Genomic DNA, 13,171 nt, shown 5'->3' on the forward strand with positions numbered 1-13,171 from the left:
CTCCGGCCACCCCCTCACCCCAACCCTCATCTTGCTCCGTCTGTCTTTCCATGGATCTGATTCAGTCGCGCCAAAACCCGCATCTCAAACATCTGATCAAGCTGGCCAGTCATCGCCGCGACCGGCTCAAATCGGGCCAGACCGTGCTTGATGGCCCGCATCTGCTGGCGGCGGCGCTTGATGCCGGATGGGCGCCACAGCGGCTGTTCGTCACGGCGGACGGTTGGGAGCGCGCGGAAATCCGCCAGTTGTGCGAACGGGCGGCGGCGCCTGTGGCGATGGTGGACGCGGCGCTGTTTGCAGAAGCAAGCGAGCTGGAGTCTTTAAGCGGGGTGTTGGCACTGTTGGACATGCCGCCGGGTCCGGCGCCGAGGCAGGATGGGGTGGTGCTGGTGCTCGATGGCGTGCAGGACCCGGGCAATGTCGGGTCGATCCTGCGTAGCGCCGCAGCCGCCGGGGTGGATCAGGTATGGTTGTCACCCGGCTGCGCCGATGTCTGGTCACCTAAAGTGCTGCGGGCCGGCATGGGGGCGCATTTTGTCCTGCCGCTGTGCGAGCGGCTCGATCTGGCGTTCGCCTTGCAGGCTTTTGCCGGCACGCGGGCGGTGACGGCACTTGAGCAGAGCGTCGGATTGTACCAAGCCGACCTGAGCGGCAACCTGGCCTTAGTGATGGGCAGCGAAGGACAGGGGGTATCGGCTTCCTTGCTGGCGCTGGCCGATCTGCGTCTGCGGATTCCGATGCGAGCCGGCATCGAATCGCTCAATGTGGCGGCGGCGGCAGCGGTGTGTCTGTTCGAGCGCTGGCGGCAGAGTGGGGCGGTTTAGTTGGGGAGAGTGGAAGGGAGAGGCGGACAGGTAAGCAAGGCGGCTTCGATTCTGGCTTGAGAATCCGAGTCCGGCTGTTGGGAGGGCGGATGGCCTGCCTTGCACGGTAGCGTCCTGTTCTTGCTGAGGCTCGGGTCGGACACGGTAGCGAGCCTCGGCTTCTGGTTGGACTGGTCCTGCGATAGCACTGGTTCTGGATGCCATCTTGAAAAGGAGTGGTGCTCAGGCGGCACTGCCTGCGCCGCGAATCCCACGCAGCCGCAACCACCAGCCACGCACATCGCCCAGCATTACCCAGTTACCGAATACTGCCAATACCATCCCCAGGAAGGTGGCGGGTTGCCAGACAAATCCCTCAAAAGCAGTCGAAATCAACAAGGCCACGATCGGAATCAGGATCGCCGTATAGCCAGCCCGGGCGGCGCCGATGCGGCCAAGCAGGGTCAGGTAGGCCGAAAAGGCGATGATGGAGCCAAATAGCGCCAGATAGAGCAGAGAGCCGACATAGCGCAACGAGGGATCAAAGCGCAGCGGCTGTCCGCTCAATACCGCCAGCACGAGCGACATGGCACCGCCTACCACCATGCCGTAACCGATCGACGGCAGCAGCGGCACATCGTGATTGCGGTTGCGCTGCGCCACCAGATTGCCCAGCGAGGCAAACAGTACTGCCAACAAGCCGATCAGCGCACCGTAACGGATATCAGGTCGGTTCAGTTGAGCCAGTTCAGGCCAGAACACCAACGCCACCCCGACCACGCCAAGGCCCGCTCCCCAGATCGACTTGGACTCGACCGGCTGACCGAACGCCAGCCGCAAGCCGAACAGATTGAGCGCCACCATGGTGGAATTGAGCACTGCCATCAGCCCCGACGGGATATGCCGCTCGGCCTCGTAGACGCAGACATAGTTGGCACAGAACATCAGCGCGCCTTGAAAGGCGATCCACCCCATCACTTTGGGTGGCAGCCGCAGCGGATGACCACGCCAGCCACACCACAACAGCAACAAGCTGCCGGCCAGCAGAAAACGGTAGGCCACCGAAACGGTGGCAGGGACATGGCCGAATTGGAAGGTGATCGCGATCCAGGTCGATCCCCAGATCAGCACAGCGGCCAGATAAAGAACGGAATTGGGCATGGAGCGAGGCCGGAAAGAGGAGTACAGCCATCGTAGCGGCCAGCTCGACCGCTTCACAGGGACAGCGGCGGCTGGTTGGGATTACTGTACCGGCCGAACTGGCGTGACGGTTGCGGTGGTCATTAAATAAAATATTATGAAAAACCGCTGCATGATATGCAGCGGCTTTAATAGAAAACAGAATATTTTTTGATTCCGCCCTGAATGGGCGGCACCGGTTCAGTCTATCCGCACCGAAGGCAGCGAAGCGCTGCGGGTGCCGGCAAGCGGCAGGTTGTCCTGGCGGTGGTAGCTGTAGACCAGCGAATGCTTGGTCTGGTCGGTGCGATTCCAGCCGGCCGCGTGGAAGGTCATCGCATGGAAGAACACCACATCACCGGGTTCGAGGCTGGTGAAATGCGCCTGCTCGATCAGGGCCCGGTTCTGTGGCAGATCGGTGCGCAGAAAGGCCCGTTCATCAAAGCATTCGGCTGGCAGGTCGAGCTGATTGCTGCCAGGCAGAAAGCCGAGGCTGCCGTTTTCCGGGTATTCGCGGCCCAGCGCCAGCCAGACCGAGACCAGATCGGGGGTCTCGAAAGCCCAGTAGCGGATATCGCGATGCCAGCGGGTCTCGCTCGAAAAGGCCGGCTGCTTCGACATCAGGCTGTTGTGATGGGCCTGGGTCAGGGCGATCGGTCCGCCATCCAACAGCTGGCGTACCCGCTCGGTCACGGCCCGATGGAGCGCCCAGCGCTGAAAGGCTTCGTCACGCTCGAATACCTGCAATAAGCGGCGGGCGGTGCGGCCACCTTCGGCGTCACGCGATCTGGGCGCACCGGGGTAGTTGGTGTCGGCCTCGTATTCGATCGGGGCGATATGTTGTTCGAGATGGCGGCGGGCCACCGTCAGGATATCGGCGCGCAGCGCCGGATCGGCCAAACCGCGCACGATCAGGAAACCACGCGACCGGAATTCGGCGACTTGCTCGGGAGAGAACGGAACAGACATGGCGGTCCTGCTTGGCGATGGAAAACGACACGGCCAAATGGCGACGCGGTCCGGGTGGACCGCGTCTTTGCCGAGTCGGGGCCAATTCTACTCCGCCGCTGGGCGGGCTGAAAGGCTACATGGCCTCGAAAACCATCCGGCCATTGAGCGGCTGGACCGGCCGGGCATTCATTGGGAAATGGCGGCGGAATTGGGTCAGTTGCGCCGAAGACATATCGACCGGCTGCTTCAGGATGATCCAGCGCACCCCTTCCGAGCACGGCGGCGTGGTCAGGGAACCCATCAGCGTGTAGTAGTTGAGCCGTTCGGGCAGCAGGCTCGCCGGACTGATCATCCGCTCTTCATAGATACGGCTCTCGCCATGCTCGGACGGCAGGCGCGAGAACAGGGTATCGATCAGACCGTGTTCGCGCCCCGGCTGGAACAGCACCGCCACCACTGCCAGCGCTCCCTCGGCGTTCTTGTGCACCAGATGGGCCACCATGGCGTAGTGCTTGCCACGAATCTGCTCTTCGCTCGGAGTATGGAAGTGGAACTGCTTGAGCTCGAACTTATCGCCGAACGCTTCGAGAAAGCTGCCCGGATCGATATTGACCTGGATGGTATGGCCGTTATTGATCAGTTGCAGCTTGCTCAGGCCATAGCTGAATTTCAGCGATTCGAGCTGCTGTGGCGTGGCTGAGGTGATATTGACCGGCGACTGCGCCTTGCCTTCCCGGCACAGCGAATAGGCTGGATTCATCATGCCCCATTCGTTCGGACCGGTCTTGACCCCCTGGTAGCTCCAGTGATGCGGGTCCTCCTCATGGGGGGCGGCCTTATGGCCCTTGACGGCTTTGCCGCTGGCGGGCTTGGGGACTTCGAGCGCCTGGACGGGCAGACATAGGCCAGCGAGGGTGAGGCTGGCGATCAGGGTGCGGCCTAGGGCGGAATACAGCATGGTTTGTCCTCTCTCCTTGAAATATCCCCTACTGTAGTTCGGCACCGGGTGACTGACCAGCCGACGCTATAATCGGTCCTTCTGTTCCGGGCATTCAGACCATGTCACTTGCCATCCATCAGCCGCTGCCCCTGAGCTGGTTGCCGTCCGCTACCCCCACCCTGGCTGGCGACGCCATTACCTTGTTGCGTGCCCTGGCCATTATCGACCAGCTACCCGTCCGGCATGACGATGAGCAGGATGAACGCTGGCGCGAGCTCGAGGCACGGGTCGATCTCTGCCTGTTGATGCTGGGACGGCTGCTGGCGCGCGATGGCGCGGCGCCCGAGTCGACGACCACCGCCCTGTCGGGCAGCCAGGTGAGCTGGCTCAGTGCCGACCCGCCGGCGCCGGGCAGTGTCGGCGTACTGGCCCTCTATCTGTCACAGGCATTGCCCTTGCCCCTGTATCTCGATGCCCGGGTCACGGAGGTCGCTGCCGTGGTCGAGGGCCGCTGGCAGGTCGAGGCACAGTTTCTGATCGAAGCCGAGGAGTTGCAGGATTGGCTCGACAAGACCGTCTTCCGCTACCATCGCCGCGAAATCTCACAAAGGAAAAAACATGCCGACGACGCTGCCTGAAGCCTGGCGCGACTGGCTGGCTGCCGAAACCAGTCAGGACTATTGGCGCGAACTGCACGCCTTTCTCGATAAGGAGCTGACTGCCGGGAAGACCATCTACCCGCCGCGTCCGCGCTGGTACGCTGCCCTGGAGGCGGTAGCCCCCGCTGAGGTCAAGGTGGTGATCCTGGGGCAGGACCCCTACCATGGCCCGGGCCAGGCCCATGGCCTGAGCTTTTCAGTGCCGGCTGGCGTCGCCTTGCCGCCGTCGTTGCGCAATATCTTCAAGGAAATCTCGCAGGAATTCGGCAAGGCGCCGCAAAGCGGCGACCTGAGCAATTGGGCCAAGCAAGGGGTGCTGCTGCTCAACAGCGTCCTGACCGTCGAAGCCGGCCGGGCCGGTTCGCACCAGAAGCGCGGCTGGGAGCGCTTTACCAATGCCCTGATCGCCCGGCTGGCACTGGAGCGCGAAGGGGTGGTGTTCATGCTGTGGGGCGCCTATGCCGAAGCCAAGGCCACTCTGATCGACCCGGCCCGCCATCTGGTGCTGCGCAGCCCGCATCCTTCGCCCTTGTCGGCCCATCGCGGTTTCTTCGGCAACGGTCACTTTGCTGCCGCCAATGCCTATCTGGCTGAACACGGCGTCGAACCCATTGATTGGACTGGTGTTTAGTCTTTCCGGCCGCTGTTGTTTCTGTGGCGCCACACTAACGGCCCGCTTAACTTGGCTGGACAAGAGCGGGCCGGTCTGCTTAATCTGCTAGCTCCCGATTTGGCCGAAAACAAGAAAAATCGATGCCGGTGGACCACCGGCCGGGCCTGATCGCTTCCTGTCCGGTCACGACGACCGGGATTCCCCCCGCGTTTGCTGTGTATGGAGCGGCCAATGGTGCGCCGGCCGTAGCACTGATGTGCGCACTTATTGAGAGAGAGTGATTGAAAGCATGACTGTTAAGCGCATTTCCCTGTTGATTGCCATGCTGGCTGCCAATGGCGTCTGGGCCGCTGATAAGCTGGATCTGGACCTCGGTCTGCTGGCCAACCGTGAATTCACCCAGAGCCGTGCCGCCCATAAGCTGTACGGCGACCGCGCCGAAGCCGCCCCGGTCCGCGCCATCGTCCGTGTCGAGGGCGAAGGTCTGGCGCAATTGAAGGCGCTGGGAGTCAAGGTCCGCACCGTGGTCGGCGATATCGCCACCATCGAAGTACCGGCCAACCGGGTAGCGCAACTGAACGAAGTCCCCGGCCTGGTCTACGCCGAAGCCGCCCGGCCGATGAAGGCCTCGCTGTCCGAGAGCGTGGCTGCCACCGGCGCCAGCAAGCTCTACAACTGGGACGGCACCGTCTATAGCGGCGCCACCGGTAAGAATGTGATCGTGGGCGTGGTCGATACCGGCGTCGATTACCGCCATCCGGATTTCCTCAAAGCCGACGGCACCACCCGTCTGCTGGGCCTGTGGGATATGGACGCTCAGGGTACCGGCTACGACGCGACCTTTGACTATGGCGTGTTCTGCACCCCGTCGATGCTCAACCTCGGCATTGCCGAAGGCCGCTATTCCACCAGCTGTACCCATCGCGACACCCAAGGTCACGGCACTCACGTGGTCAGCACCGCCGCCGGTAACGGCAACGCCACCCCGGCCGGTCAGCCGCGCATGGCTGGTGTCGCCCCCAATGCCGACCTGCTGGTGGCGTCGCTGGGCGCCAACCACTGGGACGACGCCAGCATTCTCGACGCTGTTGCCCTGATCAAGACCCACGCTGCCAAGCTCGGCCGTCCGGCCGTGGTCAACCTGTCGCTGGGCGGCCTGGGCGGCCCGCGCGATGGCACCTCGAATTTCGAGCGCGGTATGTCGGCCCTGACCGGCCCGGGCTTTGTGATCGTTGCCGCCGCTGGTAACGAGAGCAACGACCAGATCCGCGCCACCGCGCCGATCGCTCAAGGCGAGACTGTCACCACCGTCTATTACTCGCCGCTTGCCCGTTCGCGTATCGATATGTGGTATCCGGGCGCCAACAGCTATGCCACCAAGTTGCAGGCCAAGGTCGACGGCAAGGTGGTGTGCGAGACCGAATTCGTGCCGGCTGGTGCCACCAAGGCATTCGAGAGCACCTGCGGTACCGTGGTGATCCGTTCGGGCGGCGTGCAAGCCGGCAACGACGACCGTCAGTTGATCGTGCAGGTGCTCGACAACCGTCTGCGCGACGACAAGAAAGCCCGCTGGGAAGTGCTGCTGCGTGGCGATACGGTCGCCCCGGGCAGCCGTATCTCGCTAATCTCGCTCAGCGACGGCGCCTACTTCACCAGCAATGTGGAAGTCGGTGTACTGGCCAGCGGCCGCAAGGTGGCCCAGGCCTCGGAAGTGATCGGTAGTCCGGCTTCGGCCCATAACGTGCTGTCGGTCGCGGCCTACAACGTCAAGGCCACCAATGGCTGGGACAATGCGGTGGGTGAACTGGCCACCTTCTCCAGTCGTGGCCCGCGCCGTCAGTGCAGCAACGCCTTCAAGTGCCCGCCGGCCACCAAGCCGGAAATCTCGGCACCCGGCGTCAGCATCATGGCCGCCGGCAGCTATGACTACTCGGCCTCGGTCTCGGGCAAGTATTCCTATATCAGCATGAGCGGCACCAGCATGGCGTCGCCCCATGTGGCCGGTGCCGTGGCCCTGCTGCTGGAAAAGAACCCCGAGCTGACCCCGGCCGAAGTGCGCGAACTGCTGCTGACCAAGGCTCAGGCCAATAGCTTCACCGGCAAGCTGCCGGTCTACTCGGCCAATACCTGGCTGTCGAGCGAAGCCAGCATCGGCTTCGGCTTCGGTCTGCTCGATGTCGCCGGTTCGATGCCGGCCGTGCCGGCTCATAAGCCGATGAAGATCACGGCTGCCGCGAGCAAGACCGCCCAGGGTGATCAGCTGGTTGCCACCATCGAGCCCAAGCGCCACGATCTGGGCAAGCAGGTCAATGTCTATGTGGCCGCCCGTCTGGGCAGTGGCGAGTGGTATATGCTGGGTGCCAAGGACTGGACCCGTCTGGCCTGGCCCGTCTCGGCCGTCAAGACCGTGATCGCCGGGGAGCGGATCGAGGTGCCGGTATTCAGCGGCCTTGATCTGGCCCAGTTCAAGGGTACCGAGATCTATGTCGGCTACGGCGCGAGCTTTGACGATATGCGCGATGGCGCGAAGTTCGACAAGGTCTTCACCGCCAAGTAAGGTGAGGGCGGGTTCGCACCTTCCCCGTCTCTGACAGGGCAGAAAGCCACCTTCGGGTGGCTTTCTGCTTGTAGGGGATGGTCGAAGCTGAAAAATATCGCTTGATGGAAAATATTATGTATAAGTTGTGCTAGCCCTAGAGCGTAGAAGATATAAAAATAAACATAGTCTCCCCAAGTGCTGGCAAAGTATGGCGCTGCGGGCAGATTTTCCTGACCAGGCTGGGATTTTAATCAGCCCCAGCCGGTCTGAGGGCTGATCTGCCGATGCGCGGCGGCCGGGTGAGGTAATGCTCGGGATAGGGATTGAACGCGACCATCTATATAAATATAGGGATAGTCGTAGATGGCGGGGACGGCGGCCGTATCGCCTAAGCCCTTGGGACAAAATCCGGGTGGCCGTAGCAGCTGCTGTGCTATGATGGCCGCCCACGCATTCGAGCATCGGGTAGATGGACGTCCTGGGCTTTCTGCTGAGCTTCTTTACCGATTACGGTTATCTGGCGGTTTTCAGCGTACTTCTGATTTGTGGTTTTGGTGTTCCCATTCCGGAAGACATCAGCCTTGTCGCCGGCGGCGTGATCGCCGGTCTCGGCTATGCCGATGTGAATCTGATGTGTCTGGTCGGCTTGGCCGGCGTGCTGGTCGGCGACGGCATGATGTTTATGGCCGGCCGGCTGCTCGGCGAGCGGGTATTGAGCTGGCGTCTGGTGGCGCGGCTACTGACGCCCGAGCGCTACTGTGCAGTCCAGGACAAATTCAGCCGCTACGGCAGCCGGCTGATGTTCGTGGCCCGTTTCCTGCCGGGGCTGCGCTCCGCGATTTTCCTTACCGCCGGTGTCACCCGGCGGGTTCCATTCTGGCGTTTTCTGTTACTTGACGGTCTTGCGGCCCTGATCAGCGTGCCGGCCTGGGTCTATCTCGGCTATTTCGGCGCCTACAACCGCGATTGGCTGATGACCTGGATCGGTCGTGGCCAGACCGGCATTCTGGTGCTGCTTGGCGTACTGGCCCTGGTGATGCTGGTGACGTATCTGCGCCGGCGCAACGCCAAGTGCGCTTCCCCAGTCGACCATTGAGCGCATGGCCGGCCTTGTCCGCCGTCAGCCGTGCGGACCGCCTTGTGTTCATCACCCGCTTTCTTTAGATTCTTTTTCTTTTGCCAAAGGGAAGGCAATGGCGCTTATCGTTCAGAAATACGGTGGAACCTCGGTCGGTTCTACCGAACGGATCCGGAACGTCGCCCGCCGCGTCGCCAAGTCCAAGGCCGAAGGCCACGATCTGGTGGTGGTGGTATCGGCGATGAGCGGTGAAACCAACCGCCTGATTGCGTTATGCAAGGAAGTCCAGTCCAACCCCGACCCGCGTGAACTCGATGTGGTGGTGTCGACCGGCGAACAGGTGACGATCGGTCTGTTGGCCATGGCGCTGAAGGAGCTGGGGGTAGAGGCCCGCAGCTATACCGGGGGCCAGGTCAAGATTCTGACCGACAGCGCTTTCACCAAGGCCCGCATCCAGCATATCGACGACGCGGCCATGCGTGCCGATCTGGCGGCCGGCCGGGTGGTGATCGTTGCGGGTTTCCAGGGGGTGGACGAACTGGGCAATATCACGACGCTCGGTCGTGGCGGTTCTGATACCACGGGCGTGGCACTCGCGGCGGCGCTCAAGGCCGACGAATGTCAGATCTATACCGATGTCGACGGCGTCTATACCACCGACCCGCGCGTAGTGCCCGAAGCGCGCCGGCTCAAGACGGTCACCTTCGAGGAAATGCTGGAGATGGCAAGCCTGGGCTCCAAGGTCTTGCAGATCCGCTCGGTCGAGTTCGCCGGCAAATACAAGGTCAAGCTACGCGTATTGTCGAGCTTCCAGGAGGAAGGCGACGGCACCCTGATTACCTTCGAGGAAGACGAAAACATGGAAAAAGCCATTATCTCGGGCATCGCCTTCAACCGCGACGAAGCTCGTATCAATGTAGTCGGTGTACCCGACAAGCCCGGTATCGCTTATCAGATCCTGGGTCCGGTGGCCGATGCCAATATCGATGTCGATATGATCATCCAGAACGTCGGCACCGAAGGCACGACCGACTTCTCCTTTACCGTTCACCGTAACGACTATCAGAAAGCCCTGCGCATTCTCGAAGGCGTGCAGAGCCATATCGGCGCCAAATCGGTATCGGGCGACGACAAGATCTGCAAGGTCTCGGTGGTCGGGGTCGGGATGCGCTCGCATGTGGGCATCGCTTCGACCATGTTCCGCACGCTGGCGGAAGAGGGGATCAATATCCAGATGATTTCCACCTCCGAAATCAAGATCTCGGTTGTGCTGGACGAGAAGTATCTGGAGCTGGCGGTGCGTGTATTGCACAAGGCTTTCGGTCTCGATCAGGAGGCCTAGCCTTAAATACAAAAAAATAGCAGAGAACGCTTGACAGCTATCTAATGCATCTACATAATAGCGTTCTCTTGCAACGGAGAAATGGCCGAGTGGTCGAAGGCACTCCCCTGCTAAGGGAGCATACGGGCTAAAACTCGTATCGAGGGTTCGAATCCCTCTTTCTCCGCCAAACAGCGCACCCGTAGCTCAGCTGGATAGAGTACTTGGCTACGAACCAAGGGGTCAGGAGTTCGAATCTCTTCGGGTGCGCCAATTACAGGTTTGGTGTTGTGGTAAGTGAAGTTGCAAGGTTTGCGCCCGTAGCTCAGCTGGATAGAGTACTTGGCTACGAACCAAGGGGTCAGGAGTTCGAATCTCTTCGGGCGCGCCAGACAGCAAAAAAGCCGCACAACTGTGCGGCTTTTTTCTTGCCTGTGTTACCAAGCGAGCGCTTGGTTTTTTGCGCCATACTGGTGCATCGCTGCTCCACGATGGGGCAAGGCGCAAACATCGTGATTAGGGCAAAACCTAATAGCATAGTTGTTGGTTTTGTGCGCCGCACCACCTTAAGTGATTGAACGCTTATGGTGAAATGACTAATATCAACGAATTCCGCAGACCTGGGGATCGGTTGATCGAAGCATGGCATGTTATGTGCTGAAATCGACTGCTTAGCTAGACAGCGTGCGTGGGCGACCCTCACGCCGCAGGGTGGCTGGCCCGTTGGTAAGGGTATCCTGCCGACTTGGTGTTGTGGTAATACGCAACGACGCTTGCGTCGTTAGCTAAAAGAGAAACGGCAGATAGGGCTTTACCCTTGCCTCAGCATCGCGTCTTGCTGATAAGTGGGGCGCGATAACGTGCTACTGGTCCTTATCCGAGGACTGGTGAGTTTGTTTTCTTGCACTCGTTGGAGTTCCATTAAAAATGACCCAATCCACCAGCCTGATCGATTTTATTATCGAGATCAGCATTTTGTCGGGCGGCCTGATCCCGCTTATGTTCGTGCTGCTCTGCGGTGTGATCGCTATCGTGATCGAGCGTTTCTATTATTTCCACCGCGTCGTTAAGGCAGGTGAGGCCATGGAACACGACCTGGAGCTGGTCAAGCCCCAAAACGTCGACCAGATGACCCAGGTTGCAAAACACTACGAGAATGCTCCGCAATCGCGCATCATCACCGCAGCGGTTGCCGCCCGCGGCCAATCGCCCGAAGCGATGGATCGCCAGATCGAAGAAACCCTGCTGTGGCAGCTTCCCAAGCTCGACCGCAATATGTGGATGCTCGACACCGCCGTTACCCTGGGCCCGCTGCTTGGTCTGTTCGGTACGATTATCGGTATGGTGGAATCGTTCTCTGCCATCGGCCTGGGTGGCGCCAGCAGCACCGGTGCTGTGACCGGCGGTATCGGCCACGCCCTGATGGCTACCGCTGTGGGTCTGATGATCGCCATTATCGGCGTCTCGCTGCTCAACTACTTCAACAAGCGTATCCGTATCGCCATGCACCAGATGGAACTGATCAAGGTGATGGTGATCAACCGCCTGTGCAATACCGTTGCCCCGACCTCCGGTTCCGATCGCGCTGCCAATAACGTCAACACTGCCGCGCTGAAGCCGCAAGGGGCCTGAACATGAGTCTCAGCCACCGCTATTTCGAGCATAAGGAAGCCCGCATCGAAGTGGTGCCGATGATCGACATCATGATGTTCCTGCTGATCTTCTTTATGCTGATCATGCTGAAGATGATCGAGGCCTCCGGTATTCCGCTGACTCTGCCCAACTCCAATTCGGCTGAGAAGATCGAACAGCAGCCGGTCAAGCGCACCATCTCCATCCTGAAGGACGGTACCTTCATGCTGGAGGAGGATGTGATGAAGGGCCCGCAGATCACTGAAGAACTCAAGCGCCTCAAAGCGACCAGCAAGGATGTTCAGGTCGTGGTGGCAGCCGACAAGTCGGTGGAATACCAGCGTTTCGTCGAAGCCATGGATATGGTGCGCAACGCCGGGATCGATGCCATCGGCACTACCGCGATTGCCGGTACGGGCAGCAGCGCGCAAACCGGAGGGGCAGCTCAATGACGACTGCCGTGACGACGAATATGGCGTACACAGGCACTGGCAAGACCCTTTGGGCACATCCTTCAGTTGAAGAACCGTTCTTCTCGCTGAAAAAGGCTTTCGTACTGGCACTGGTGATCGAGGCCAGCGTATTTGCCGGACTCTATTACATCAAGGCCAGCGGCATGCTGCATATCGAGCAGAAAAAGCCGCCGATGAAGGTGGTTCCGGTGCCGCCCAAGCCACCGGAACCCGAGCCGATCATCGAGAAGCCGCCAGAGCCGATCAAGCCTAAGGTGGAGCCCAAGGTCGAGAAAATCGTCGACAAGCCGCTGCCGAAGGAGCAGGTCAAGGAACAGCCCAAGCCCGAGGACACCGCTCCGGTTCCGCTCGAGCAGCCGGCACCTGGTCCGTCGACCTCGTCCAACGCCAACTCGGTGGCGCTGCCGACCGCAGTGGGTGACAAGACCACCAACAATAATCCGGTGGCGCCCAAGGAGCCGGCCAAGGCAGGTCCCGATCGCGGTATCCGTCCGCTGAAGAAGGCGGAATGGGTATTCCCGCGCGATCTGCTGGCCGAAGATCTGAGCGGGACGGTCAAGGCTCATGTCTATATCAATCCGGACGGCACGGTGCGTGAGGTCAAGATCATTTCCTCGACCGAACCGCGCTTCAACCGTCATGTGCAGAAGACCTTGATGAAGTATGTGTTCCATCCGTCCGATATCGAGCGGATCGGCGAATACGAAATCAACTTCAAGGTGGATACGGTCGGAGAAGCCGTCTGACCCCATGCCGCAACACCTATCGCACTGGCGTTGGCCGATTACTCTTGGTCAACGCCAGTTTTTTGGCTGATGCGGCGCCACTGCGTATTTCCCTGCTCGGTTTTTCGATGAAACTCAGACAGCTTGTCTTTGTGTCGGGTGCTTGCGCCATCATGCGCCAGCCGGTCGGTCGTCCGTTTGATTTCGATCAAACGGTGCTATCGGGCCTGCCTTGGCAGCAGGTGAGGCGGACAG

At 60.6% G+C, this 13,171-nt stretch carries 13 protein-coding genes and 3 tRNA genes; 12 read left to right on the top strand and 4 right to left on the bottom strand.

What is annotated here, in order from left to right; genetic code table 11:
• Window positions 1-50 precede the first annotated feature (50 nt).
• Complete coding sequence (locus ACFOW7_RS19660; RefSeq protein WP_378167633.1) at window positions 51-827, top strand: TrmH family RNA methyltransferase; 777 nt, start codon at window positions 51-53, stop codon at window positions 825-827.
• Between the two features lie 222 nt (window positions 828-1,049).
• On the opposite strand, the gene ACFOW7_RS19665 is transcribed toward ACFOW7_RS19660, so the two are convergent.
• The 3 genes from ACFOW7_RS19665 to ACFOW7_RS19675 form a co-directional block, all read right to left on the bottom strand.
• Window positions 1,050-1,967 (bottom strand): DMT family transporter, encoded by a 918-nt coding sequence (locus tag ACFOW7_RS19665; RefSeq protein WP_378167635.1) that lies wholly within the window; start codon window positions 1,965-1,967, stop codon window positions 1,050-1,052.
• 219 nt (window positions 1,968-2,186) lie between these two features.
• Window positions 2,187-2,954: a phytanoyl-CoA dioxygenase family protein gene (locus ACFOW7_RS19670; RefSeq protein WP_378167637.1), complete on the bottom strand. Its 768-nt coding sequence runs from the start codon at window positions 2,952-2,954 to the stop codon at window positions 2,187-2,189.
• A gap of 115 nt (window positions 2,955-3,069) precedes the next feature.
• Window positions 3,070-3,894, bottom strand: coding sequence for a carbonic anhydrase (locus ACFOW7_RS19675; protein ID WP_378167639.1), 825 nt, complete (start codon window positions 3,892-3,894; stop codon window positions 3,070-3,072).
• Between the two features lie 101 nt (window positions 3,895-3,995).
• Here ACFOW7_RS19675 and ACFOW7_RS19680 point away from each other — a divergent pair, with 101 nt between their 5' ends.
• The 11 genes from ACFOW7_RS19680 to ACFOW7_RS19730 all read left to right on the top strand — a co-directional run bounded on the left by ACFOW7_RS19680 (window position 3,996) and on the right by ACFOW7_RS19730 (window position 12,937).
• Window positions 3,996-4,514 (top strand): PilZ domain-containing protein, encoded by a 519-nt coding sequence (locus ACFOW7_RS19680; RefSeq protein WP_378167641.1) that lies wholly within the window; start codon window positions 3,996-3,998, stop codon window positions 4,512-4,514.
• On the top strand, window positions 4,495-5,166 hold the full coding sequence (gene ung / locus ACFOW7_RS19685) for a uracil-DNA glycosylase (RefSeq protein WP_378167644.1): 672 nt from the start codon (window positions 4,495-4,497) through the stop codon (window positions 5,164-5,166). The genes ACFOW7_RS19680 and ung overlap by 20 nt, the downstream gene beginning before the upstream one ends.
• 271 nt (window positions 5,167-5,437) lie before the next feature.
• A complete protein-coding gene (locus ACFOW7_RS19690; RefSeq protein WP_378167646.1) occupies window positions 5,438-7,705 on the top strand; it encodes a S8 family serine peptidase in 2,268 nt (755 codons plus the stop codon).
• 451 nt (window positions 7,706-8,156) lie between these two features.
• The gene (locus ACFOW7_RS19695) at window positions 8,157-8,783 is read left to right on the top strand and encodes a DedA family protein (protein ID WP_378167648.1); all 627 of its coding nucleotides are present in this window, start codon (window positions 8,157-8,159) and stop codon (window positions 8,781-8,783) included.
• Window positions 8,784-8,880: 97 nt separating this feature from the next.
• The gene (locus ACFOW7_RS19700; protein ID WP_378167650.1) at window positions 8,881-10,107 is read left to right on the top strand and encodes an aspartate kinase; all 1,227 of its coding nucleotides are present in this window, start codon (window positions 8,881-8,883) and stop codon (window positions 10,105-10,107) included.
• A 75-nt stretch (window positions 10,108-10,182) separates the two neighbouring features.
• Window positions 10,183-10,276: transfer RNA gene (locus ACFOW7_RS19705), tRNA-Ser, on the top strand.
• 6 nt (window positions 10,277-10,282) lie between these two features.
• Window positions 10,283-10,359, top strand: a tRNA-Arg gene (locus ACFOW7_RS19710).
• A gap of 41 nt (window positions 10,360-10,400) precedes the next feature.
• Window positions 10,401-10,477 (top strand) — tRNA-Arg (locus ACFOW7_RS19715).
• 536 nt (window positions 10,478-11,013) lie between these two features.
• On the top strand, window positions 11,014-11,718 hold the full coding sequence (locus ACFOW7_RS19720) for a MotA/TolQ/ExbB proton channel family protein (protein ID WP_378167652.1): 705 nt from the start codon (window positions 11,014-11,016) through the stop codon (window positions 11,716-11,718).
• A gap of 2 nt (window positions 11,719-11,720) precedes the next feature.
• Window positions 11,721-12,170, top strand: a complete 450-nt coding sequence (locus tag ACFOW7_RS19725; RefSeq protein WP_378167654.1) for an ExbD/TolR family protein — start codon at window positions 11,721-11,723, stop codon at window positions 12,168-12,170.
• A 20-nt stretch (window positions 12,171-12,190) separates the two neighbouring features.
• The gene (locus ACFOW7_RS19730; protein ID WP_378167657.1) at window positions 12,191-12,937 is read left to right on the top strand and encodes an energy transducer TonB; all 747 of its coding nucleotides are present in this window, start codon (window positions 12,191-12,193) and stop codon (window positions 12,935-12,937) included.
• A 38-nt stretch (window positions 12,938-12,975) separates the two neighbouring features.
• Here the strand turns inward: ACFOW7_RS19730 and ACFOW7_RS19735 are convergent, their stop codons facing one another.
• Window positions 12,976-13,128: a hypothetical protein gene (locus tag ACFOW7_RS19735; protein WP_378167659.1), complete on the bottom strand. Its 153-nt coding sequence runs from the start codon at window positions 13,126-13,128 to the stop codon at window positions 12,976-12,978.
• Window positions 13,129-13,171: the final 43 nt, after the last annotated feature.

This window comes from Chitinimonas lacunae (assembly GCF_042650885.1).
In the GTDB taxonomy this organism is placed as follows: Bacteria; Pseudomonadota; Gammaproteobacteria; order Burkholderiales; family Chitinimonadaceae; genus Chitinimonas_A; species Chitinimonas_A lacunae.